Origin of the sequence: Flagellimonas meridianipacifica, from assembly GCF_003001695.1 — a bacterium.
GTDB lineage: Bacteria > Bacteroidota > Bacteroidia > Flavobacteriales > Flavobacteriaceae > Flagellimonas > Flagellimonas meridianipacifica.
The window spans coordinates 857,487-882,587 of sequence record NZ_PVYX01000002.1 but is presented as its reverse complement, the minus strand read 5'-3'; the positions used below and the strand labels follow the sequence as shown (position 1 = coordinate 882,587).

General features: G+C 38.6%; 23 protein-coding genes. 10 read left to right on the top strand and 13 right to left on the bottom strand.

What is annotated here, in order from left to right; all coding sequences use genetic code 11:
- Window position 1: 1 nt before the first annotated feature.
- Window positions 2-340: a 30S ribosomal protein S6 gene (rpsF, locus tag CLV81_RS14065; protein WP_106145736.1), complete on the bottom strand. Its 339-nt coding sequence runs from the start codon at window positions 338-340 to the stop codon at window positions 2-4.
- A 236-nt stretch (window positions 341-576) separates the two neighbouring features.
- Between rpsF and CLV81_RS14060 the strand changes: the two genes are divergently transcribed.
- A complete protein-coding gene (locus tag CLV81_RS14060; protein WP_106145735.1) occupies window positions 577-1,269 on the top strand; it encodes a LytR/AlgR family response regulator transcription factor in 693 nt (230 codons plus the stop codon).
- Here CLV81_RS14060 and priA read toward each other — a convergent pair whose 3' ends face one another.
- From priA to nadC, 4 genes are read right to left on the bottom strand one after another with little or no spacing between them, the layout of a single operon-like run.
- On the bottom strand, window positions 1,270-3,723 hold the full coding sequence (priA, locus tag CLV81_RS14055; protein WP_106145734.1) for a replication restart helicase PriA: 2,454 nt from the start codon (window positions 3,721-3,723) through the stop codon (window positions 1,270-1,272).
- A 1-nt stretch (window position 3,724) separates the two neighbouring features.
- On the bottom strand, window positions 3,725-4,177 hold the full coding sequence (locus CLV81_RS14050) for a DUF2147 domain-containing protein (protein WP_106145733.1): 453 nt from the start codon (window positions 4,175-4,177) through the stop codon (window positions 3,725-3,727).
- Window positions 4,155-5,132 (bottom strand): YihY/virulence factor BrkB family protein, encoded by a 978-nt coding sequence (locus CLV81_RS14045; RefSeq protein ID WP_106145732.1) that lies wholly within the window; start codon window positions 5,130-5,132, stop codon window positions 4,155-4,157. Before CLV81_RS14045 ends, CLV81_RS14050 begins: the two co-directional genes overlap by 23 nt.
- A 1-nt stretch (window position 5,133) precedes the next feature.
- Window positions 5,134-5,991 (bottom strand): carboxylating nicotinate-nucleotide diphosphorylase, encoded by an 858-nt coding sequence (gene nadC / locus CLV81_RS14040; RefSeq protein ID WP_106145731.1) that lies wholly within the window; start codon window positions 5,989-5,991, stop codon window positions 5,134-5,136.
- A 90-nt stretch (window positions 5,992-6,081) separates the two neighbouring features.
- Here nadC and rlmH point away from each other — a divergent pair, with 90 nt between their 5' ends.
- Window positions 6,082-6,555: a 23S rRNA (pseudouridine(1915)-N(3))-methyltransferase RlmH gene (gene rlmH, locus CLV81_RS14035; protein WP_106145730.1), complete on the top strand. Its 474-nt coding sequence runs from the start codon at window positions 6,082-6,084 to the stop codon at window positions 6,553-6,555.
- On the opposite strand, the gene CLV81_RS14030 is transcribed toward rlmH, so the two are convergent.
- From CLV81_RS14030 to CLV81_RS14020, 3 genes are all read right to left on the bottom strand, one after another.
- A complete protein-coding gene (locus tag CLV81_RS14030; protein ID WP_106145729.1) occupies window positions 6,518-7,450 on the bottom strand; it encodes a type IV pili methyl-accepting chemotaxis transducer N-terminal domain-containing protein in 933 nt (310 codons plus the stop codon). The two genes, rlmH and CLV81_RS14030, sit on opposite strands and share 38 nt — an antisense overlap.
- A gap of 123 nt (window positions 7,451-7,573) precedes the next feature.
- Window positions 7,574-9,466, bottom strand: coding sequence for a phosphoglycerate dehydrogenase (gene serA / locus CLV81_RS14025; protein ID WP_106145728.1), 1,893 nt, complete (start codon window positions 9,464-9,466; stop codon window positions 7,574-7,576).
- Between the two features lie 170 nt (window positions 9,467-9,636).
- The gene (locus tag CLV81_RS14020) at window positions 9,637-10,089 is read right to left on the bottom strand and encodes a methyltransferase family protein (protein WP_106145727.1); all 453 of its coding nucleotides are present in this window, start codon (window positions 10,087-10,089) and stop codon (window positions 9,637-9,639) included.
- Window positions 10,090-10,146: 57 nt separating this feature from the next.
- Between CLV81_RS14020 and CLV81_RS14015 the strand changes: the two genes are divergently transcribed.
- From CLV81_RS14015 to CLV81_RS14000, 4 genes are all read left to right on the top strand, one after another.
- Entirely contained in the window at window positions 10,147-10,728 is a 582-nt protein-coding gene (locus tag CLV81_RS14015) for a non-canonical purine NTP diphosphatase (protein ID WP_106145726.1), read from the top strand.
- A gap of 141 nt (window positions 10,729-10,869) precedes the next feature.
- Entirely contained in the window at window positions 10,870-12,612 is a 1,743-nt protein-coding gene (locus CLV81_RS14010) for a DEAD/DEAH box helicase (RefSeq protein WP_106145725.1), read from the top strand.
- Window positions 12,613-12,687: 75 nt separating this feature from the next.
- The gene (locus CLV81_RS14005) at window positions 12,688-13,464 is read left to right on the top strand and encodes a carboxypeptidase-like regulatory domain-containing protein (RefSeq protein WP_106145724.1); all 777 of its coding nucleotides are present in this window, start codon (window positions 12,688-12,690) and stop codon (window positions 13,462-13,464) included.
- A 95-nt stretch (window positions 13,465-13,559) separates the two neighbouring features.
- Window positions 13,560-15,245: an alpha-amylase family glycosyl hydrolase gene (locus tag CLV81_RS14000; RefSeq protein ID WP_106145723.1), complete on the top strand. Its 1,686-nt coding sequence runs from the start codon at window positions 13,560-13,562 to the stop codon at window positions 15,243-15,245.
- Window positions 15,246-15,336: 91 nt separating this feature from the next.
- Here the strand turns inward: CLV81_RS14000 and CLV81_RS13995 are convergent, their stop codons facing one another.
- A complete protein-coding gene (locus CLV81_RS13995) occupies window positions 15,337-18,921 on the bottom strand; it encodes a M1 family aminopeptidase (RefSeq protein WP_106145722.1) in 3,585 nt (1,194 codons plus the stop codon).
- 19 nt (window positions 18,922-18,940) lie between these two features.
- Window positions 18,941-19,825 (bottom strand): ABC transporter ATP-binding protein, encoded by an 885-nt coding sequence (locus CLV81_RS13990; RefSeq protein ID WP_106145721.1) that lies wholly within the window; start codon window positions 19,823-19,825, stop codon window positions 18,941-18,943.
- A 274-nt stretch (window positions 19,826-20,099) separates the two neighbouring features.
- Between CLV81_RS13990 and CLV81_RS13985 the strand changes: the two genes are divergently transcribed.
- Together CLV81_RS13985 and CLV81_RS13980 are read left to right on the top strand one after the other, a co-directional pair.
- Complete coding sequence (locus CLV81_RS13985; protein ID WP_106145720.1) at window positions 20,100-21,260, top strand: sensor histidine kinase; 1,161 nt, start codon at window positions 20,100-20,102, stop codon at window positions 21,258-21,260.
- Window positions 21,257-21,961: a LytR/AlgR family response regulator transcription factor gene (locus tag CLV81_RS13980; protein ID WP_106145719.1), complete on the top strand. Its 705-nt coding sequence runs from the start codon at window positions 21,257-21,259 to the stop codon at window positions 21,959-21,961. Before CLV81_RS13985 ends, CLV81_RS13980 begins: the two co-directional genes overlap by 4 nt.
- A 99-nt stretch (window positions 21,962-22,060) precedes the next feature.
- Here the strand turns inward: CLV81_RS13980 and CLV81_RS13975 are convergent, their stop codons facing one another.
- Window positions 22,061-22,588 (bottom strand): SRPBCC family protein, encoded by a 528-nt coding sequence (locus CLV81_RS13975; RefSeq protein ID WP_106145718.1) that lies wholly within the window; start codon window positions 22,586-22,588, stop codon window positions 22,061-22,063.
- A gap of 43 nt (window positions 22,589-22,631) precedes the next feature.
- Window positions 22,632-23,285 carry a TrmH family RNA methyltransferase gene (locus CLV81_RS13970; protein ID WP_106145717.1) on the bottom strand — a complete coding sequence of 218 codons (654 nt, stop codon included), beginning with the start codon at window positions 23,283-23,285 and terminating at the stop codon, window positions 22,632-22,634.
- Window positions 23,286-23,330: 45 nt separating this feature from the next.
- Between CLV81_RS13970 and CLV81_RS13965 the strand changes: the two genes are divergently transcribed.
- Window positions 23,331-24,032 carry an SIR2 family NAD-dependent protein deacylase gene (locus tag CLV81_RS13965; RefSeq protein ID WP_106145716.1) on the top strand — a complete coding sequence of 234 codons (702 nt, stop codon included), beginning with the start codon at window positions 23,331-23,333 and terminating at the stop codon, window positions 24,030-24,032.
- Here CLV81_RS13965 and CLV81_RS13960 read toward each other — a convergent pair.
- Window positions 23,995-24,468: a heme-binding domain-containing protein gene (locus tag CLV81_RS13960; protein WP_106145715.1), complete on the bottom strand. Its 474-nt coding sequence runs from the start codon at window positions 24,466-24,468 to the stop codon at window positions 23,995-23,997. The two genes, CLV81_RS13965 and CLV81_RS13960, sit on opposite strands and share 38 nt — an antisense overlap.
- 32 nt (window positions 24,469-24,500) lie before the next feature.
- Here CLV81_RS13960 and CLV81_RS13955 point away from each other — a divergent pair, with 32 nt between their 5' ends.
- Window positions 24,501-25,073: an adenylosuccinate lyase gene (locus tag CLV81_RS13955; RefSeq protein ID WP_106145714.1), complete on the top strand. Its 573-nt coding sequence runs from the start codon at window positions 24,501-24,503 to the stop codon at window positions 25,071-25,073.
- Window positions 25,074-25,101 lie beyond the last annotated feature (28 nt).

The following is a 25,101-nucleotide window of genomic DNA, read 5'->3' as shown; positions in this document are numbered from 1 at the left end:
CTTATGCGTTTACTTTTAATTTAGTTCTTCTTTTCTCTGCCCAAGCAATTGCATGCTTGTCCAATTTCACGGTTAAGAAACGCATGATACGTTCATCCCTAATAAATTCCAGCTCGTACGGAGTGATTACACTACCGTCAGCGGTAAATTCAAACAAGTGGTAAAATCCACTTTTCTTGTGTTGAATGGGATAAGCCAATTTCTTTAGGCCCCAATTTTCTTTGGAGACCATTTTGGCACCATTCTTAATTAAGAAATCCTCGAATTTCTTAACTGTTTCCTCTATCTGGGTCTCAGATAAAACGGGATTCAAAATGAAAACAGTTTCGTAATGGTTCATATATACTTATTTTTAAAGGAGCGCAAAATTAATAATAATAAGTTCTCTGCGCAAGAAAAGGATGAAATCTTCGTTTAAAGTGCAAGAGTTATTAACATAATGAACCAAGCAAATCTATATAACGTATATAGCAAAGTACACAACAGAATAGACCATGTTTACATCTTTTGTTGCCTTTAAACGCCATTTTTATGTAATTTGCCGATGATTTAAAACCCTACAAATCACCCCATTCTATGAAATTAAAAAGTATAATAGTTGACGACTCCTCCATGCAGCGAATGGCAGTTGCCAAACTAGTGAACAACCATCCTCACCTAGCCCTGATTGCTGAGTACAGCAATGCCATTGAAGCCAAGAACGGACTCAAAAACCACGAAATCGACCTTATCTTCCTAGATGTTGAAATGCCAATCATTAGCGGTTTTGACCTTTTGGAAGCATTGGAAAACCCGCCTCAAGTAATTTTGATTACTGGTAAGCCTGACTACGCGCTTAAAGCATTTGATTACGATGTAACGGATTATCTTCATAAGCCCATCACTTTGGCGCGCTTTGAAGCTTCTGTGAAGAGAGCTGTGACCAAGTATGAGCAAATGAACCGCGTAGACGAAGATGAGGAGCATATCTTTGTAAAGAGTAACCTTAAAAAGCGTAAGGTTATCTTAAACGACATTAAATGGATTGAAGCATTAGGAGATTACATTAAATTGGTAACCGATGAGGCCAATATCGTAATCCTTTCAACCATGAAATCCTTTGAAAAGCAATTACCCGCTGAAAAGTTTCTTAGGATACATAAATCATATATCGTGAATCTGGAAAAAATTGAGAAGTTCAATAGTAAGAACGTAGAAGTTGGGGGCAGACAGATTCCATTAAGTAGAAACAAAAAGACTGAGCTGGCCGAAGCACTGGCCAACGTATAATTATATATGGTCTACATTGTAGACCAGTCTTACACTTTTATACTTGGAGATAGCATTAAAGGATTTTTCAATTCCTTTAATGCTATTTTTTGTTTGGGATATTGATTGGCTCTTTGGAACCTTAACCAAGATGTTTTTGAGATAGTCTCTGCGTATTCTTGAAACGGGTGGGTACTCTGGTCCTAAAACAGAACATTTCAAAACATTGGTCAATGATTGGGCAAACCATAGTGAAGCCTCGTTAAGCTTATTGAAGTCCTTATCCTTTAAGGTAATTTTTATGATTCGTACCACGGGTGGATATTTGAACTGCTCCCTTTCATAATATTGCTGTTCAAACATTTTGTCATAGTCATTGGTCGTCACTTGCTGGAGTATCTGATGGTAGGGATTGTAGGTTTGAATGAGCACCTTTCCTTGTTTCTGTGTTCTTCCCGCCCTCCCAGCAACCTGGGTGAGCATTTGAAACGTTCTTTCATGCGCACGGTAATCTGGGAAATTCAAAAGGGAATCTGCATTCATAACTCCCACTAGACTTACGTTCCTAAAGTCAAGTCCTTTTACCACCATTTGAGTACCCACTAAAACATCTAGTTCCTGCTGCTCAAAGGAAGTTATCAATTTCTCATAGGCATACTTGCCCCGAGTCGTATCCAAATCCATTCGTCCCACATGGGCTTCGGGGAAAAGGGTCTTTAATTCTTGCTCAATTTGTTCCGTTCCAAATCCTTTTTTGTCCAAAGTGCTACTACCGCATGCCTGACAAGCATTTTGTAGGGCCATATGATACCCACAGTAATGACAACGCAGCTGATTTCTGTTTTGATGATAGGTAAGGCTTACGTCACAATTTGGACATTGAGCCACATGACCACAAGTGGTACATTCCACAATCGGAGCAAAACCTCTTCGGTTTTGAAAAAGTATAATTTGCTCTCCTTGATTTAACGCTTCTTCAATAGCCAAGAACAAAGTTTCCGAAAAGTGGCCCTTCATTCGTTTTCTCTTGACAGCATCTTTTAAATCAACCAGTTTCACATCTGGCATCAGTACCTGACCGTACCTATATTGAATATGGGCATACCCGTATTTACCTTTTTTTACGTTATCCATGCTCTCCACACTAGGTGTTGCCGAGCCCAATATGCACTTTGCGCTATGCAGAGAAGCTAGCACCACCGAAGCATCCCTGGCATGGTATCGGGGTGCGGGGTCAAACTGCTTGAAAGAGTTTTCATGTTCCTCATCAACCACTACTAAACCTAAATCTGAAAAGGGCAAGAACAATGCGGAACGTGCCCCTATAACAATCTGTGCCTTTTCCAAGTTATTGAGCACATTTTGCCAAGCCTCCACCCGCTCATGTATGCTGTATTTTGAGTGATAGACAGCAATTTTATCTCCAAAATAGTCTCTTAACCGCCCTATTAACTGTGAAGTCAATGCAATTTCTGGCAATAAATACAATACCTGCCTGCCTTCTTCAATCACTTTTTCAATGCACTTAAAGTATACTTCTGTCTTGCCAGAAGAGGTAACTCCATGAAGCAAGGCAACCTTGCCCTCCTCAAAACTCGAATCGATGGATTCCAAAGCGTTTCGTTGATACTCGTTCAAAACCACCTCGAGATTAGTGGCTTCTCCATCAAAGCTAACACGGTCCTGTCTTAGCTCATATTCTTCAAGAATCAATTTTTTCACCAAGCTTTTTATCACAGCCCTTGAAACACCGCTTTCCTTGACCAATTCTTTTAGAGGAATTGGTTTTTTGGTTTTTGCGGTTAATTGAAACAGTGCCAACAACACCTTACTTTGCTGGGGTGCCCTTGAAAGGGTTGCAAGCAAAACTTCCAACTGTTCTTCTTGTTCAAAGTCAGGTGCCAACCGCACGAACTTGACCTGCTTAGGTTTGTATTGTTCGTAAAGTTCTTCTTTTAAAAGAACCACTTCCTTTTGAACCAAACGATTCACAAGGGGGAGTACATTTTTTTTGTCAACTATTTCAGCTACCTCAGAAATCTTGAGCAAGGATTGATGCTGTAAGGCTTCATATATCAAAAACTCGTCGTCCTTGAGTGCCATATCATCAATATCGGAATCCTTGTTTGGTAAAATCAAGGTTTCACTCTCCAGTAGAAAGGCGCTTGGGAGCGCAGAGCGAATAACCTCCCCCAAGGTGCACATGTAATATTCAGCAATCCATTGCCAATGCCTAAACTGTATTTCGTTCACCAGAGGGACCTCATCCAAAATTTGATATATGGATTTCGCTTCATAGGCTTCCGGCGCCCTATTATGGACCGAATAGGCCAAAGCAGTATATATTTTTGACTTTCCAAAAGGCACAGCTATGCGCATGCCCCTTTTGATGAATTTGGCTTCTTCTTGGTTAATTTGATAGGTAAAACGTCGCTCCAAAGGAATAGGGAGCACTACATCCAAGAACCATGACATACTATTTCCCTTCCTTTAACCTATGCCATGTTTGTGTACGATACAAAAAGGCTATGTACCCTCTTACTTTAAGCTTATCCGGGTTATCAGAATCCAGCCAAAGTTTACCACGATACGTGGTTCCGCTTTCTGGGTCCAATAGGTTACTGCCCTTATATTCTTGTGAACCGTTCTTTTTGAAGTCTTTGATGATATGCATCCCTTTTACCGGTTGATTTTTTAAATCCCCCTTACAGTTAATGCATACCGCATCTTCCCTACCCTTTTCCAAGACCTGGATGATTTTGGCATTGAGCAGCCCTTTATTTTCGTATACCTCTACAATAGCCTTGGCGACCCCCGTTTTATCATCAATGGTTTTCCATTTTCCAAAAATACCCTGTGCATACATGGACTGGGTCAATACAAAAAGTACGACAAATGCGCTATAATTATTCAGAATGCTTTTTTTCATGTTTCTTTTTCAATGAGTTCAATGTTGCGTTCAATTCAAATCCCAAAAGCAATATATTGGAGTTCAACCAAATAAATACCATAAGAATCAATAATCCTCCTAATGCACCATACAGCTCGTTGTATCGGGCAAACTTCTCCACATATACCCCGAAGAGGTATGATGTTAAGATAAAAAGAAGTGTAGTCATCAATGCTCCAGCCGAAAAGAATCGTGCTTTTTTACCCTCGGCCGTTCCGAAATAATAAAGAATTGCGGTAGTGAAATAGGACAAAATCATAAAAAACAGAATTTTGGCCACCTGTATTCCCAGGGTATCTCCTTTTTCTTGGTCGTATCCCAAGGTCTTTCCTAAATATTCGCTAGTGTACTCTACAACGTAGAATTCAAAATACACATAGGCTACCGCAGAAAAAATCAACAAAATGGAAAGGATGAGACCCACCATTAATGCGTAGGCGTACTGCCTAAAAAAATTACGGGTGAGCTCAACGTGATATGAGTTTTCAAAACCACTAAAAATAGCATTGACCCCATTGGCCACCAAAAAAATGGAAACCACAAAAGCAGATGAGAGCAGCCCTCCCCTTCTCTGGTCCTTGATTTGTTGGTAAATATCCCCAAAGTAATCACTCGTTGCTGTTGGTAGAAAAGATTCCAAAAACAACAGGAACTGACCATCAAAGTTTTCGTTCCCTACACTGGCATAAGGTATGATGAATGGCAAAAGCGTGATTAAAAAAATCAACAGCGGGAAAAGGGCCATGAAAAGACTAAATGCAATGGAACTGGCACGGCTGGACAACGTACCCTCAACAATACCCACCACATACATCTCCAACAAATCATAAAAGGAAAGTCCCTCAAAGGCCTTCAATTTTATTTTCTTTAGCAGCCTAACCACCCAATTGATAACTGGAATTTTTTCTAAGCGTTCTTCAATGGCTACAGACATGCTAGACCGCTTTTAAACTTAAATCCAGATTATGCACCGAATGGGTCAAAGCGCCTGATGAAATATAATCCACTCCGCATTCCGCATATTTTCTAATCGTACTTTCGTTTATTCCTCCAGATGATTCGGTCAAGCACTTATCGCCAATCAATTCGACTGCTTTTCGGGTATCTTCATAATTAAAATTGTCCAATAAGATTCTGTATACTCCGGATGATTGTAAAATCTCCTCCACTTCCTGCAAATTCCTTGCTTCAACAATTATTTTGAGGTCACGTCCTGTGTTCTTTAAGTATTCATGGGTCTTCGCGATTGCCTTGGTTATCCCACCCGCGAAATCAATATGGTTGTCCTTCAACATAATCATATCGTACAGAGCAAAACGGTGGTTTTCCCCGCCTCCTATTTTTACAGCCCATTTTTCCAAAGCCCTAATCCCTGGTGTTGTCTTTCGTGTATCCAAAATTTGGGTCTGGGTACCTTCCAATAAATCAACAAAGAATTTGGTTTTGGTCGCTACGGCACTCATTCGTTGCATGGCATTCAGAACCAAGCGTTCCGCTTTCAAAATGCTTTGCGAACTACCTTCAACGTAAAATGCAATATCACCCTGTTTTACAGTTGTTCCATCACGCAAAATCTCCTCTACCCCAAGATTAGCATCCACAAAAGCAAAAACCTGTTTTGCGAAATTTATCCCAGCAATGATTCCCTCATCCTTTACCAAAAGCTTTGCTTTTCCGTCAGCTGTCTTGGGTATGCAGGCCAAAGAACTATGGTCGCCATCTCCAACATCTTCTCGGATGGCATTCTCTATAATAAAGTCAATTTCTTTCTGAAACTGTTCTTGGGTGATCATTCTAATGGGGTTTGCACGAAAATACTAAAAACATAGTTCTCAAAAAGCGGTCCATTTACATTGTTTAATGGCAAACCTTTACTTTTGATTATGCAGATTACCGTATTGGCCATAGGCAAAACAGATTCCAAAGAACTTGCTTCGTTAATTGATGAGTACAAAAAGCGATTGGGTCGTTACATCAAATTTGAATTATCGGTTATCCCAGACCTAAAGAACAATAAGAATCTTTCGGAATCCCAACAAAAAACTAAAGAGGGAGAGCTTATTCTGACTCAAATTGAAACTTCTGATATGGTAGTACTATTGGATGAAAAAGGAAAACAATTTACCTCGGTTTCCTTTTCCAATTACTTACAGAAAAGAATGAACAGCGGCTTAAAAAGACTCGTATTTGTTATTGGTGGGCCTTATGGCTTTGGTGATATGGTATATGAAAGGTGCAATGAAAAAATCAGCTTGTCTTCCATGACGTTTTCACATCAAATGGTTCGATTGTTCGCTATTGAACAGCTGTACCGTGCGTTTACAATTTTACGGAATGAACCGTATCATCATCAATAGTTTCCTTTTCCTTTCCCGAGGGTTTATACTTATCCAAAAGATGCTCTACCTTACGTAGTATAAAATGATGGGGCTTTTCCTGTTTTGTAGTGTTTTCCAACGATTTGACCATGTTGTCCGATACTGTTTTTAGGTGATCGAGCTCTTCGGATATGAAGCCATAGATTTCTTTCTGTCTTTCCTGATTTTTTTCAACCTTCAGCACATACTGCAAATCGGAAATGTTTTTCATATGTGAGCTGAAAACATGGGACTGATGCCACGCAATTTCTGACAACTTTTTCTTTTGGTCCAAGATTCGATTTATAATAGGATTTACAATAAACAGGAATTCAAAAAGGATGATTAAAATGGAAAAGATGGCCAATTCCAACTCTACTACCATCATAGTGCGAATACCCTTTTCCGATTTTCTTTGAAACATGTTCACTATACCATCCATAATCACCAAAAAACGGTCAACACGATAGCGTACATCACTGAAATTGATAGTATCGAAACTTTTAAAATCCCTAAGTTCTGAATACAACCATTCTACATGGGGCTCTAGTCGGTTAAACTCTCTCAGGATTTCAGGGTCTTCCAATGGCAAAATCTTCAACCCTACACTACCTTCCTGTAAAATACCATTCATTTGGTACAACTTGGTCAGGGTAAGTTTCATTTCGGCATAATCACAGTTATGAAATCTACAAGAATAGAGTTCATTGAGCAATCGTTGGCTCAACATTCGTTGTCTACCTGCAAGATTTACTACCAACGCGGTAGAGCGTTGTTCGCTAAGCGTGTATTGTGTAAGGCTTTGGATTAAGATTGTTAGCAAAACCACGGAAACCACAAGTAAGTAATATGCCCTGAAACCTTTTTTGAAAAGCTTCATTCCCTTAACCTTCATTAATCTATTTTATAAGAATTTGCTTACAAAATAGTTCAAATAGGTCTGGTTGTCCTCAGAAATGTTGTGAACGTCAATTTTGAATAGGTGAAACCTGTTTTCGGAAAGTTTGGATTCTTCTAATTAGTACAATACTCTGAACTTAATCGTGTTTTCCACATTCTTTAGAGCTTTGACCACTTCTTTGTTGTAATCCTTGTCTAAATCTGAAATAACATATCCCACCTCACTATCGGTAGAAAGGTATTGTCCGGTGATGTTCATTTCATATTTTGCCAATACTTCATTGATTTTGGCCATAATGCCAGGCACATTTCGGTGAATATGAAGAAAACGGTGCGAATTGTTCTGTTTAGGCAATCGAATGTTAGGAAAGTTAACGGCATCCACGGTATTTCCTGAATTGATATAGTCCATAATCTTGTTTGGAACAAAATCGGCAATATCGCGTTGTGCTTCTTCGGTGCTTCCCCCAACGTGGGGTGTCAAAATCACATTGGAAAGTCCTTTGAGCGGCGTTTCAAATTCCCCATTGCTTCTTGGTTCAATAGGATACACATCAACAGCAGCACCTGACAATTTTTCTTCCTTCAAGGCATCTGCCAAAGCATCTATATCCACCACAAAACCACGAGAAAGATTGATTAGATACGCTCCATCCCTCATTTGGTTGATTTCGCGTTCTCCAATAAAGTTTTTGTTGGCCTTATTGTCATCCACATGTAGGGTAACCACATCAGAAACAGAAAGTAACTCCTCCAGAGTACTACATTTAGTAGCATTTCCCAATGCCAAACGGTCTGCAACATCGTAATAGTATACTCGCATTCCCATGGCTTCGGCCAATACGGATAATTGCTTTCCTATGTTTCCGTATCCCACTATTCCCAAGTTTTTACCTCTTACTTCCTTGGAATTGAGAGCGGTTTTGTTCCATTGTCCAGAATGTATTTCTGAACTTCGTGTAAAAACGTTCCGCATGAGCATAATGATTTGCCCAATGGCCAACTCTACCACTGAACGTGTATTGCTATATGGCGCGTTGAAGACTACTACTCCTTTTTTCTTGGCGTATTCCAAATCGATTTGAGTGGTGCCAATACAAAAGGCTCCCACTACCAACAGTTTGTTGGCGGCGTCCAGGACCTTTTGTGTTACCTGTGTTTTAGAACGAATACCAAGGACATGAACCCCTTTGATTTTTTCAATAAGCTCATCCTCGGGAATGCTGTTTTTGACCAATTCAACAGAAAATCCATCTTCTGAAAGATTTTCAAAGGCATCTGGATGTACGTTTTCCAACAACAGAATTTTGATTCTGTTCTTTGGGTAGGATAGGTTTCTAGGCAAGTCGTTCACAAAAAGAAATTCATCTAAATTAGGTGCTACATGGTCCGCATTATTGGCGGCTTTGTCCCGATGTACGTTTTCTGTGTAGGCAAAAAACTTATGGGCCAAACCAGCTTCACGCATTACATAATCGCTATATCCATCACCGATTACCTGAACTTCACCCTCTAAATGCAAGTGTTTCAGGCATTCTATCTTTCCATTATGGGAAGCGAGTACGTTGGCTTCATCAAATCCGACAATATTCCCATCTTCATCAAACTTGAATGTATTGGCATATACTCTTTCCGAAGGAATATTATACTCTTCTACAATAGGATCAATAAACTCTTTGAATCCACATGAAATTACATATATATCTTCAGAATACTTTTGAAAAAACTCCTTATTGGAAGCAATGGATTTTGATATTTTCTGACGTAGCTCAATCACCAAGCCATCTAGGTTATCCTTATGTGCATTTAGTAAACGTATACGCCTTTCCAATGATTCGGTAAACGAAATATCACCATCAATTCCCAAATTGGTAATTTCCTGAATTTCTTGAATTACCTCATCTTTATTTGATTTTCCTTGAAGTGTGATTTCCGCTAAAACATCAAGCGCTTCAACCCTAGTCAGGGTACTGTCAAAATCAAAAACGTATTTACGTGCAGCTCCTACCATGAATGCCTAAAGAATTAAGGGGTAAAATTAAGCTTTAATTCTTTTCAAATTCCTGTGAAGCGCAAAATCTGACACCGCTTAATAATTTGTCAAAAAAGCTGTCAAATTATTTGAAGATTTAAAATGTAAGCCCCATTATTGGCACTTCTTTTGAAGATTGCTCAAGAGCCTTAAAACCATCTACGTGTATTCTTTTTATAAATGGAATAGACCTTACCGTACTTTTTTTCCAGTGCCTCCTCCTCGAACCGAATTTGAAAGTGATTCATATAATACACAAAACCTGCTGCGACCAAGGTGTTGAAAGCGTTGCTCAATTTTAAGCCAAAAGCCAAAAGAATTAAAAGCATGGCCAAGTACATAGGGTTTCTAGAATACTTGAAAATGCCATGGGTCACCAGACTGCTTGTTTTTGACAAATCAATTGGGTTTGTGGTCGTTTTCACTTTTTTAAATTGGAAAAGGGCCAAAGCCATAACCAAGACAGCCAGTCCCAACAGTCCTATCGCTAGTTCTCTTCGTCCAAAAAAGTCAAATTGACCTACTGGTAAAAATTGGGCGAGGACATACATCGCTCCTGCAAAAAACAGCATGACCAAAGGGGGAATTATTTTTATTCGCATAGCAATATTCTCAGCTTTCTAAATTACTATTTTTACCCCTCTTTTATAGCCTTAGTTTTGAAACTCGTTTTTGCTACACATAATTCCAAAAAGCTGGAAGAGGTACGAGAAATTCTGCCCGATTCCATTGAATTGTTGTCCTTGGATGATATTGGTTGCCATGAAGAAATTCCGGAAACGGGAGATACCCTTGAAGAAAATGCTAAGCTAAAAGCCGATTACGTGACGCATAATTATGGTTTGGACTGCTTTTCCGACGATACAGGTCTTCTGATTGATGCATTGGATGGAGCTCCCGGAGTATACTCGGCCCGTTATGCCGGTGAGGCAAAAAATGCAGACGCCAACATGGATAAAGTATTGTCTTTGCTCAAAGACAAATCAAATAGAAAAGCACATTTTAAAACCGTTGTCCATTTAAATTTTCAAGGAGATAGTTTTGCTTTTGAAGGTTCTGTGCATGGTGAGATCACCGAAACGCGGATGGGCTCTGGCGGGTTTGGATACGACCCTATTTTTAAACCCGATGGCTATCAGGAAACTTTTGGTCTTCTTCCTTCGAACACAAAGAATAGCATCAGTCATCGTGGAAAAGCTATTCAAAAGCTTATGGGATTTCTAAAAAACCAGACGATTTAGTTTCCAACCTCATTAATTCGATTACCTTTGCCGCTTATTAACGCCGCCGGTATGGGCATGGTGTTGCAAGGGCTTCATAGAGGTATTAAAAAATCGCCCAGGACAACACATCATATTTGCGATTTTTAAATTATACACTTTATGTCAGCATTTGAAGTTTTAGGGCTGGACAAACCCCTATTGGATGCCATTACGGATTTGGGATTCGAAAAACCTTCCGAGGTCCAAGAGAAAGCAATTCCCCTTTTATTAAGTGAAGAAACCGATTTGGTCGCATTGGCACAAACCGGAACGGGAAAGACCGCTGCCTTTGGGTTTCCCATGATTCAAAAAATACAGGCCGAAAGCAGAACCACACAAGGTCTGATTCTTTCACCGACACGTGAATTGTGTTTGCAGATTACCAATGAGCTACAACTATATTCGAAATACATAAAAGGGTTGAATACAGTAGCCATTTATGGTGGTGCCAGCATAACCGAACAGGCCAGACAGATAAAACGTGGAGCTCAAATTGTGGTGGCAACTCCGGGTAGAATGAAGGATATGATTGGCCGTGGTATGGTAGATATTTCAAAAATCGACTACTGTGTTTTAGATGAAGCCGATGAGATGCTGAACATGGGATTCTATGAAGATATCAAAGACATCCTATCCAACACTCCCCAAGAAAAGTTTACTTGGCTTTTTTCGGCTACCATGCCAAAGGAAGTAGCTTCCATTGCGAAAAAATTCATGCACAAACCTAAAGAGATTACCGTTGGTGCTAAAAATGCAGGAGCAACGACGGTACAGCACGAATATTATACAGTAGGTGGTCGTGACAGATATTCAGCCTTGAAACGTTTGGCAGATGCCAATCCAGGGATTTTCTCAGTAATCTTTTGTAGAACCAAAAGGGATACCCAAAAAGTTGCGGAAAAACTAATTGAAGATGGTTATAATGCCGGGGCGCTTCATGGAGATTTAAGTCAAAACCAACGAGATTTGGTGATGAACGCCTTCCGAAAAAAACAGGTTCAGCTTCTTGTGGCTACGGATGTCGCCGCTCGTGGTATTGATGTTGATGATGTTACGCATGTTATCAACTATCAACTTCCTGATGAAATTGAGACCTATACCCACAGAAGCGGACGTACAGGAAGGGCTGGGAAGTCCGGGATTTCCATGGTAATAGTAACACGCTCAGAACTGCGGAAAATCAATGCTATTGAAAAGAAGATCAAGCAGGATTTCATCGCCAAAAAGATTCCTACTGGGATTGAAATCTGTGAGATTCAATTATATCATTTAGCCAATAGAATCAAAGACACAGAAATCAATTCAGAAATTGACAGTTATTTGCCGGCAATTAATGATGTTCTAGAAGGAATTGATCGCGAAGAACTGATAAAAAAAATTGTTTCTGTCGAGTTTACCCGTTTTTATAACTACTATAGCAAAACAAAGGATCTCAACACATCATCTGAAAGTCCGCGTGATAAATCCGGCAAAAGAGATAGTGGTTCTGGCTCAGTCCGTTACTTTATCAATATAGGAGAGCGCGATGGTTACGACTGGATGAGTCTAAAAGACTTTTTACGAGATACTTTAAATTTGGAAAAAGAAGACATATTTAATGTAGATACCAAAGGTAGTTTCTCATTCTTCAATACCGATGCTTCCCTTACAGAATTTATTCTGCAGACCTTCACCGATTTTAAAGTTAAAGGACGGTTTATCAACGTTGAAGTATCCACAAAACCTGGTGGAGGCGGAAAAGGCGGAAAACGTCGTGACAGAAAACAAGGGCATCGAAAGGGAGGAGATGGACAGTCTTTCAGAAGAGGAGGAAAAAACAATAAAGGAAGACGCGGCGGTAAGAAAAGACCGGGTTTTTATTAGTTAATTCTATATTAAAAGCATCGAGGCAACCATAAATTTTTCTTTGTTTAGTATTTTTATGGCCAGTAAGATTGCATGAAAAGAATTCTACCCTTATTATTTTTCCTATTTTCTTTTTTGGGTTTTTCGCAAAACGAGGAAGAGCCTACCATTGAAGGAGAAATTACTGCTAAGGTCATTAATGCCCAAACTAGTTTTCCCATGGAAAGTGTTCACGTAATTAACTTGAACAAGGTAGTGGGTACTATTACCAATCAAGAAGGAAAGTTTACCATTCCCGCAGCTGTTAATGACACTCTATATCTCTCTTTTTTAGGATTTAAGTCGCAAAAAGTTAGGGTTACCAATGATATGTTCAAATTTGAGGGTACCGAAATTGCCCTTACCGAATTGGCTTATGCTTTGGAAGAAGTAATTGTAAGGCCCTACCAACTCACCGGGTATCTGGAAATCGATGTGAAAAACCTTCCCATCAACAATTCGTATCAATATAGTATTTCGGGATTGCCCACCAGTTATGAAGCAGGTAGCAAAAATCCAAGTGCGGTCACCAAGGTGCTGGGAGCTATATTGAATCCTGCCGATTTACTCCGGAATCTCTTTGGTAAAAAACCCAAACAGCTACGTAAACTTCGACAGATGAAGGAAGATGAGGATATCAGAAATCTATTGGCTTCAAAATTTGACCGGGAAACCTTGACCGAACTTCTTCAATTGGAAAAAATGGACATCGATGATATTCTGAGTAACTGTAATTATTCAAAATCCTTTATCTCAACGGCCAATGATTTACAGATTTTGGATGCCATCTCCAGTTGTTATGAGGAATATAAGGTTCTAAACCGTAGATAGTTGGCTAGTTGCCACATATTTCCTCCATTTTCCATTTCTTAAATAAATTTTAAATTTTGCCTTTCATTTTATAGCTTTAGGCAAAATCCCAACGAATGAGAAAACTACTTACTGTTATGTTAGTACTATCTGCCATTTTCGGCTGCAAGAAAGCTGAAAAAAAACCTCAAAAACAAGATTTGATAGTTGAAGATATAACACCAAAAAAACAAGTACCATTTGTTTGGGAAGGAGCCAATGTCTATTTCCTTTTGACCGATCGCTTCAATAACGGTAATCCTGATAAAGATGTGAGTTTCGAAAGAACCGAGGAAACTGCAGTTTTGAGAGGTTTTGAAGGTGGTGATATGCAGGGAATCATCCAAAAAATTGAAGAAGGATATTTTACAGATTTGGGCATAAATGCCATTTGGTTTACCCCTGTGGTGGAACAAATTCATGCGGCAACTGATGAAGGAACTGGAAACACCTACGCGTATCATGGGTATTGGGCCAAAGATTGGACAGCCATAGACCCCAACTTCGGTACTCGAAAGGATTTGGAGAAATTGGTAAAAACCGCTCACGCCAAGGGTATACGTGTTCTTTTGGACGTTGTTCTGAACCATACTGGACCTGTTACCGAGAAAGACCCTGTTTGGCCTTCAGAATGGGTAAGAACAGACCCTGTTTGCGAGTTTACTACCTATGAGAATACCACGGCATGTACCTTGGTAAAAAACTTACCGGATATCTTGACTGAATCGGACAAGGCTGTGGAGCTTCCAGATGCTTTGTTGGCAAAATGGAAGGAAGAAGGTAGGTTAAGCCAAGAACTGGATGAACTACAGTTGTTTTTTGAACGTACAGGATATCCCAGAGCCCCAAGATTTTATATCATCAAATGGTTGACCGATTATATAAATGATTTCGGAGTGGATGGCTTTCGTGTGGATACCGTAAAACACGTAAATGAAAATGCATGGTCCGACCTATACAACGAGGCTACCTATGCTTTTGAGACATGGAAGAAAAAACACCCAGACCAGATTTTGGACGACAATCCTTTCTACATGGTCGGTGAGGTCTACAACTATGGTATTTCTGGTGGACGGGAATTCAATTTTGGAGATAAGAAAATAGACTTTTTTGATTATGGTTTTAAGAGTCTCATCAATTTTGATCTGAAGGTTGATGCCAATGATGACTACGAAAAGGTCTTTAAAAAATACAGCAAACTGCTTCATACCAAACTTAAAGGCAAAAGCGTGCTGAATTACCTCACCTCCCATGATGACGGGAGTCCTTTTGATAAAGAACGTAAGAGACCCATCCGTTCTGCCAATATGCTTTTACTTACTCCGGGAGCTTCACAAGTGTATTATGGAGATGAAACGTCCAGAAGTTTGGTCATTGAAGGAACTGAGGGAGATGCAACCTTGCGCTCATTTATGAACTGGGAAGATTTGGATAGTTTACCACAAACCCAAAAAATTCATAAGCATTGGCAGAAGCTTGGGAAATTTAGAAGAGACCATCCAGCTATTGGAGCTGGAAAACATAAAAGACTTTCCAAATCTCCTTATGTATTTTCACGAACCTATGCCAATGGAGATTATAAGGACAAAGTGGTTATTGGACTTGACTTACCCAAGGGTGAAAAGTCCTTATCCGTAAAAGGCTTCTTCGGTGATGGAACAATGCTCTTTGACACCTATTCCGGCGCGGAGGTAATGGTAAGTAAGGGAAAAGTTACTCTAGAAAACGATTACGATATTGCCTTATTGGAATTGAGGGAGTAATAGCATTTTACTGAATAGTCTGTTGAAATCTGATAAACCCTTTGATGAAATGAGTCAAAGCATTTAATCAATTGTTATTTCTTAGTCGTCCTTATTCTTTTTTCAAAGCGATATATTTAATGTTATCCTCATATACCTTGTCTATTAGAAGACGTCTTGGATCTATTGCAGCTTTAACAGGCAGTGAGTCAAGCTGTATGGTGATTGTTGTTTCTTTTGTATTGAATTTCAAACGCCTTTGTTGATATAATTGTTCTTCTTCTTTGTCCATAAAGAACCCAATGTCAATCCAATCATTAACAGCGGTTTTGGTTTCATTACCTAAACCGTCTGATTTTATTTTTGAACTCTCTATTTCTAGGGTTATACTGTATTTACCATTGTCCAACCTCTCATAATTAGCTTTCTTTAGACGATTGTCATGGAGCGTAATCTCTTTAAACCAATCTTTTATAAGGTGTCTTAGGGAATCCGGAACCTGGGGTGCCAAATGACGTAAAAAATCATGAGAGCTGGGATAAGGAGGTCCGGTGTATTTATATTCATCTAAAAAATTTCTCATAGCGGTATTCACCCTCTCTTCACCTATGTAATCTTGAAGAGCGAATAACACAATGCTCCCTTTGCCATAATGAACATAACCTTGGTTTTCTGTTTTATAAAGAGGGAATTCCTTTTCACGCTTTCCAGTTCTTCCTCGCAAATACCCATCGTGGTTATATTGTAAAAACTTACGCATTTTCATAGGGTTGTTGACGATACTTTTCTGTGTCATTAAAGATGAGTATTCAGCAAAACTTTCACTCAACATCTTAGCTCCCTGCATGTCGGCCCCAATAACTTGATGCGCCCACCACTGATGAGCCATCTCATGAGCAACTACCCAATCGATAACATTATTATCAGTTTCATTCTCAAGATTCATAATAAATCCAAAAGCTTCAGAATAGGGCATGGTGCCAGGGTATGCTTCGGCGAACTTAGCATATCGAGGGAATTCGATAATTCGCGCTTGCTTATGGTGGTAGGGACCAAAGTTTTTGGTATAATACTCTAACGAACGCTGTACTGCGTCAAGCATCATTTCGATGTTAACATGATGTTTTTCATCATAATAGATTTCTATATCAACACCTTTCCATTGACGTTTTGCAATTTTGTATTCAGCCGATAAGAAAGAGTAAAAGTTCAAAGAGGGTGTATCTATTTTGTAGTGGAAATAGTTTCTATTCTGTTCTTTCCATTGGTTTATTAGCGACCCGGGTGCAACGGCAATTTGGTCTGGGGAGGTGGAGATGACAGTTTCAATATTGATAAAATCAGATTCGCCCTTTAAACCATAATTACGCATGTGTGGTTCTCCAACTTCCTTGGTCAATTTAGGCATTCCTTGTTTGGGAGTTAGACCGTATTTTCTACGTGTGTTTTTATCAGTCAATTCCATTTCATCATTGTACCCAATAACCGGAAGAATATCCCTATTCTTGAGAAAGGTGCCATTATGAACAATTTTGGTATTGCCTCTATTGTTCTCAAAACCTTTGGTGATGTACTTGTTATCCAATTTCATTACTATTTTTTGACCAGGTTGTAATGGAGGGGTTAGCTCATAAATGTGATATAGATAATTCTCATCCGTGTATGCAATCGTGGCATTGGGAATTTCCACATTGGAATGCCAACCTTTATTGCCGTAAAGGTGCAAGGAATCAATTGGTTTTGAAGAGGTATTGGTTAATTCTATAACTGCCTTCGCATGCACACTTCTTTTAGAAGGAAAAATGTCGATATAATATTTGGCCTCAGTAATCTTGGGAGAGATAACATTTCTGTGTTTTTCATATTTCTTTTCATATTCGGCGGCTAATTGTTCGTTTGTTGAATTGGAATGATATGGATTTAAGATTTGGGTGTTGTAGTACACGAAACCTGCGACTCCCAACCAGGTAACGATTGTAATGATAACTAGACTTCTATAGCTTTTAGGGACTTCCTTGCTCGCTGCTTTTAGTCGTCTCAGAAAAAGACTTTTAACACCACGGTCCCATAGGGCTCCAGCTACTAGAAGACATATAAAGGCCAATAAAATCCAGTAAAGGTTATACCAAAGAGTTGCTTTAAGTCCTGGACCAAAACCGTCCATATCAGAGTATTGCAAAAAAGGGCCATTAATCATATTCAACATATTGGATTGCACGTCTAAAATTTGAAGTATACTTTCAAAGACAAATAGGATTAAAATAGCAATGAAATAACCTGCATATTTGTTGTTCGACAATACTTGAACCAATATTGTAATTGCGGAGAATACTATAAACAATGGAAGATTACTGTAGAAAAAGTCCAAGAGGTAAACATCCAGTTCAACACGGGTATAACCCTCAAGTAATTGGTAAGCGATTCCTATCCCAATAAAAAAAAGATTAAAAACAACTACCGTAAACAGTAGGGACAAGAATTTTGCAGCCAAAGCAATGAATGAAGTGTATGCGGTGGCATCAATGACTTCGTTAATCTTGGCATCCCTATCCTTCCAAATCAATTCTCCACTAAAGAAAATAGAAATAACAACAAGAAACAGTTTAGTTTTCCCTTCAATAGAATCGATAACTTTATACGTCACGGGATATGACCTTACTCCCAAGTTTTCAAAACCTCCTATAAGGTCAACAATCAAAATAATGGTACAAAAGAGAAATAAAATGATGAACGTGGTACTCTTAATAATACTTAAGAAACTTATGTGAAAAAAGCTTTTGAATTGAATCCAAGAGGTATTTGCAGTAAAGGAGGGATTCAACTTTGGTGAAGTAAAAATGATTTCCCTTTTGAAATCTTCTTGTTTGGCTTTCTTATCCTTTTTGTTTTGCCGCTTAAAGGAAAACGTAAAGTATGACCATAACAATACCATCACACCAAATGAGAACCAGATTAAACGATTTTGCAATAACAATCCTGAAAAACTGGGACTTATGGTATTCTTCTCCAGAGTTGTAAAATACTTGGTTTCAATGTTGTAGGTGTTAATTCCAAAAACATCCAGTAAACCCGCAATGGATTCAGTGTGTATATCAGAAGTAAGCGTAGTAGAAATCAGGTACATACTAATAATCAGTAAGCCTCCCAAAAAAGAAATAGCGGTGCTTCTCCATACATTGGCAAGAGCATAGATAATGGCTCCTGCCAAAAACATATTGGGTAAAATAAACAGCAGGTAATTATTCAAAAACATCTCGAAATTGAACGAACCAAAAAGACTGTTATCCATCCATCCAAAAATTGTATTCATGTAGGTGCCAGTTAGCATTCCAACAAATACACCCAACAATGGCAAAGTAGAAACCAATAATGCTCCAAAAAAACGTCCAAAAAAATACCCAGACTTATATAAAGGTGTTGAAAACAGTATTTCATCAAAACCGTTATTGAAGTCACGTAGCGCCGCATTGTTAAAGAATGTAATTACCATGACGAGAGAAAGCAAGCACAGTACTGTTACATGTTTAGTTAAAGTAAATGGTGAGTTTCGATGAAAATTACCAATTGCACCTCCTATCTGGACTGCATCGCTAACCATGGGAAAAAACTCCATCAACGCAAAAATGAATAGGAAAACGTAGACCAAAGGTTGTCTTAAAGTGTATTTTATTTCCGAAAAAAAGAAGGTTTTAAACATGATTTGTGGAGATGAATAACTATGAGGTTATATTTAGTGAATTGATTTTTGAAAAGAAGACATCTTCTAGATTCGGGTTGACCTGTTTAAAGCCGTTTTTCGGATGCTCCTCACTGAAGACGTGAATTAACGGTTGGCCGCCAACCATTTTATTGGAAATAATTCTGTGGTCTTTGATGTAATCTTCAAGATTATCCCGATGAACCACTTTCTGATATACTTTACCTTTTAGTTCATTAATCGCATTTTGAGGAGAACCCTGATAAACTATTTTACCATAGTTCATAATGGCCATTTTGGTACAGAGCTCCTGTACATCGTCAACGATGTGCGTGGATAGAATCACAATCACTTCCTTTCCCACATCAGCCAATAAATTGTAGAAACGATTTCGCTCTCCAGGGTCTAACCCGGCAGTTGGCTCATCTACGATTATAAGCTTTGGATTTCCAATCAACGCTTGGGCAATACCAACGCGCTGTTTCATCCCTCCAGAAAAGCCTTTCACGGATTTATTACGTTTCTGATATAAATTGACTTTATCCAACAGATGGGCTACCAAAGTTTTTCGTTGGGAGTTGTTAACGATACCTTTTAAAATGGCCAAATGATTCAAAAGTTGTTCTGCGGTAATATTCGGATATACTCCGAATTCCTGTGGTAAATACCCCAGTACTTTTCGAATATCGGCAGGTTGATTTAGAATATCTATGTGGTCCAGGGTTGCAGAACCTAAGTCAGCTTCTTGAAGAGTAGCCAAGGTTCGCATCAAGGAGGATTTTCCTGCGCCGTTGGGTCCAAGAAGACCAAACATGCCGTTTTCCAGTTTCAAGGTTACGTTGTCCAAAGCCTTAACTCCATTGGGGTATGTCTTTGATAAATTGCAAATTGTAAGGGTGCTCATTTTAAGAATACTTATTCAAATTTGACGGATTGTGATATTGTATTTCCAACTTTTAAATCGATTCAAACTTAAAATCAGGCGTTTTCAGCTTCTAATTTTTTTGAGGAGTCCTTTAAAAACTGACATACAAACCTTATAAATCAGGACATACTGGGTTGGGCTAAAAAAAGGTATTGTACAACATAAAAAACTGGGCGTTCGTCATAATTTATAACCAATAAATGAGGACAGTTTTATTTTTGTAATCATAAAGTATTCAATTTTCTCTAGAAAAATGTCAGAAGATTCCAATGTGTCTCAACTTGGTGATTTAATCAAAAAGAATAAACAATCTGTAGTAGTAGGATTTGTTATTACTATTGTATTAACTGTTGCTCTATTTGGAATTAACTTCTGGTATGCTCCCTTAAGCCAAGGAGAATTAAATCCAATTATTTTCGCAACTAGGACAATCGGTTTTCTTTTGATATGGCTCATTGTTACTTTTTTGATTGCCAGATTATCAATACTTAAAGTGCTCGGGGTATTATCGTTACTATTTATAGTGGTAATCACTACAGAATACCTCAGGCTCCCGGTTAACAACCCAATTACAATACCTGCTTTAATTCTTTTTTGGTTGGGTATCTCTTATTTGCTGCTACCGGGTTTTATGAAAAAACATAGGTATATTATCTCTAGTGTCCATGTAGCCGTACTTGTCTATTTTTATAGTTTTAGGACTTCTTCTAATTTTCAAGAAATCCATCTTCAAATTATTGTTTATTATATTACCATTTCCGTATCATTCACTTTTATCTTCTGGATATATCAACAGATAAATTGGTTAATTACGATTAGATTAAATCAAACAAAAACAGAATTGGCTTTATTAAAAAGTCAGGTAAATCCACACTTTTTTTTTAATACTTTAAACAATTTGTATGGTCTTGTTATGGAAAAATCAGATGAAGCCCCTATGGTTATGTTGAAGCTCTCAGATATGATGCGCTATACCATAGATATGGGAAATCAAGATGAAGTAAGCATAATGGATGAAATCGAATATTTGAAAAACTATATTTCCCTACACGAGATTCGTTATCATAAAAACGTGGATATCCAATTTGTTCATGAGGTGGATAAAAACGTTAAAGTAGCCCCTTTGCTTTTCATTAACTTATTAGAAAATGCCTTTAAGCATGGGGTTGAGTCTTCAGTTGGAAATGCCTATGTTCATATAAGCTTAAAAACAAGAAGAAATAAGTTGGCTTTTGAAATCAACAATACCTTTGATAATGCTACAATCCAAAAAGAGAATGGAACGGGTCTCGATAATTTAAAAAAACGATTGAATCATAGTTATCCCTATAGGCATACATTGAATATAGAACAAAAACGGGGTGTTTACGGGGTATATTTAGGTTTATCGTTAAATCCATTCCAGATAGTATGATTACATATGCCATAGTAGATGACGAGCCTATTGCCCATCGAATCATAGAAGGTTATTGTGTCGAATTGACACATTTGCATAAAATAGGCAATGCCTATAATGTCTTTGAAGCTTCTGAAATTATTTCCAAACATCAGGTAGATTTAATTTTCTTGGATATCAATATGCCCAAAATGACGGGATTTGAATGGTTGAAGATGTTGACTAAACCTCCAAAAATTATAGTTACCTCGGCCTACAAAGAGTTTGCATTAGAAGGTTACCAATTGAATATTGTGGATTATCTACTCAAACCATTTTCATTTGCACGCTTTTTAAAGGCCGTTAATAAAGCGAGCATAGTTAATTTGGATAACGGGTTCAAATCAGTAGCTATTTCAGATAATGTCAAAGACAACCGTTTGTTTTTAAAGGGCGATAAAATGTATCACCAAGTTCAAATTGACCAAATTCTCTTTGTTGAAGCCTATGGAAACTACTCCAAAGTATGTTTCGAAGAAAATAGTTTAGTAACCCATGAAAAAATTTCAGGTCTGGAGAACATACTCCCCAGAGAACAATTTTTACGAGTTCATAAATCTTTTTTGGTGGCGAAGGATAAAATTGAGATTATCCAAGGGAACCAAATTGTGATAGGAAAATATAAAATTCCTATTGGCCAAACTTTTAAGGCAAAGGTGAATAGCTTATTGAACAAATAACATCCATACTTCGCATTAAAAAGGATGGAACCTTCAACTAGGCAATCTCTGTTTCATTTTGAACCGATTAAGAACAGCTAAAGCTCAAATGAGAGGTCCCTAGTCTTCCATGATGGACTTTAAGTTGGATAATCCCTCTTCAAAATCACCTCCTACGGCTTTATCCATATTCATAAAGAGCATGAAAATACTTGCTGGGAATTTGTTTTTACCTGAAAAACCCCATGTTACCTTTGTACTGTTTGCTGTCAATTCCTCAGTAGTAAGGTAAGCATCCGAAACAGACTTCCATGGTTTTAAAAACCGAAGTTGAGATTCAATTCGCTCTCCAGCAACAATTTTGGTAATCTCTTGTTCACCTTCACCTACATCTTTATTGCCGTTCCAATAGCTCATGGCACCTACCTCACCATCGGTTCCAGTAAACTTCTTTTCCATATTGGGGTCCTTTTTGTTCCATGGAGACCAGGCATCCTGATTTTTTAAGAATCGTAAATTTTCGAAAACCTCTGCTTTGGGTTTTGATATATCAATAGACCGGGAAACATTATAGCTCTTTGGGGCAATTAATGCTAGAAAAAGAATAAGCAATACAATCCCCCCTAAAATGTAAAGTGCAATAGTCATTTGTTTGTTTTTGAATTGGTTACACCTAAAAATACAAAAAACATCATTCAGTGAGGTATCTGCTGATAATCCCTTCCACATCCTTAATGGACTTTTTGGTCCAATCCAATCGTTTTTCCAAAATTTCTATGGGAGACAGTTGCCAGGGCAACTGTGAGCCCCTCAGCTGTTGGGACAGCTCCTGGATGATAATGGCAGCAGAAACGGAAATGTTCAAACTTTCCGAAAAACCGACCATGGGGATTTTAAGGAACCCATCCGCCAATTGCATTACCTCTTCACTCAAACCTTCTTTCTCTGTCCCAAAAAAAAGGGCTGTTTTTGAGTCCAACCTAAAATCCCTCAAATAATTCGAATCATTATGTGGTGTGGTGCCTATTATTTTATATCCCATTTCCTTTAACGAATCTATACACTCCGTGGTTGTATCATATCGATGGACATCTACCCATTGTTCCGCCCCCATGGCAATGTTCTTGTCCAAACGTTTTCCAAAACGATCTTCCACTACATGCACATCTTGAATGCCAAAGGCATCACAACTGCGGATTACTGCACTGGTATTGTGCAATTGGTAGACATCCTCAATGGCTACTGTCAAAAAACGGGTACGCCGTGCGAGTACTTCCAAAAAACGTTTCTTCCGCCCTTCGGTCAAAAAGCGCTCCAAATAGACCAATAAATCATCCTTGAACATAAGGAACAAGTTAGCAAAAAATGAATTTGTTACTTTTAGGGTAATATGCTGGAAAAACAGAAAATAGTGGTCCTTACGGGTGCTGGGATGAGTGCCGAAAGTGGTTTAAAAACCTTCCGTGATGCCAATGGCCTTTGGGAGGGACATGATGTTATGGAGGTAGCTTCTCCACAGGGTTTTGCACGGAACCCAGAGTTGGTACTGGAGTTTTATAACCAGCGACGACGTCAATTGCTTCAGGTAAATCCCAATGAAGGACATAAAGCCTTGGTTGAACTGGAAGCCAAGTATGATGTAAGCATTGTTACCCAAAATGTGGATAATCTGCATGAACAAGCGGGTAGCAAGCATGTGGTTCACTTGCATGGGGAACTGTTCAAGGTACGCAGCATGGCAAATGAGAACCATATTATGGAATGGAAAAAAGACTTGGTATTGGGTGATTTGGACGAAGATGGTCATCAACTCCGGCCCCATATTGTATGGTTCGGTGAGATGGTTCCCATGTTGGAGACAGCTGCCTATATTACCCAACAAGCTAATATTTTGATTATTATTGGGACCTCAATGCAGGTATATCCAGCGGCTAGTTTAATTCATTATGCGAGTTCGGGAACTCCTATTTACTTCGTAGACCCAAAACCGAATGTTAATCCTTCGGATTTTAACAACCTGACCATTCTTTCCAAAACCGCTGTTGAGGGTGTACCTAGTTTGGTATCTGAGCTACTTGGTAACGTGTCCTAGCTTCGGTTGCCCAATCCATTAATGCCTTTATTTGGTCTTCAGTAAGTCTTGCATCCTTATGTGTCCAAGTGTATTCCTTAAGTGGCATTTCACCATTTTCAACATATTCTATAAATTCATCCAACTTGTGGTCTTTCTTTTTTGCTGTAAGGTTAGGCCACTCCGAAAAATCAAGGTGTTCCTTACCCTCCTCAATATGTCCGTTCATCCAGTAGGAGATTGGAGCAATATTACTATACCACGGATATCTGGTATTGGCACTATGGCAATCATAGCAGGCGTTTTCAAGGATTTTTTGAACTTCTTGACTTGGTTTCGTCTCCTGAACAAAGGCAGTCACATAATCGTTTTCTGCAAGGTTTTTCTCCGGTCGGTAAAACTGCATTCCAACAAAAACAATCAACAGAAAAATTCCTATTTTTTTTGCTATTTTCATGAGCTTAGGTGTTTTGGTAAAAATAGGGTTTTGTGACTGAACAACAATTGTACTCCATATTAAATTCGGGTAGACTATCAAAAGTGAAAATTGATAGTTTGGTCCGTGAGCTTGAAAAACATCCAGGGCTTACTCTACCTTTAATGTCCAAGGTATTTGAAGAAGACAAAATCGATGAATTCAACGCTAGTTGGGTCTTTGACCATCTTCTTAGAAAAAGATTGGTTTACCTACTCCCATATTTTGAAGAATTCACTTTAGGATTAGCCGAAATGAAATCGGAATCCTGTATACGCCCCATGGCACATATTTGCCAGATGGTAACCGAAGCCTATTTCAAGAAAAAGGATAAAACCTTTATCGAAAACATCAAACTCAACCAATTAGAGCGAATTATGACCGCTTGTTTTGATTGGCTTATTGGACAACACAAAATTGCGGCAAAAGTATTCTCCATGACCAGTTTATATTATTTAGGAATGCAATTTGATTGGGTGCATCCCGAATTGAAGCTCGTTTTGGAAGAGACCATAGCAAAAGGTACTTCGGGTTATAAGAATCGCGCCGCAAAAACATTGGATAAGCTAGTGGCCCTGGGATACTAAACTATTTAAGTTTGAGTATATTTGCCGC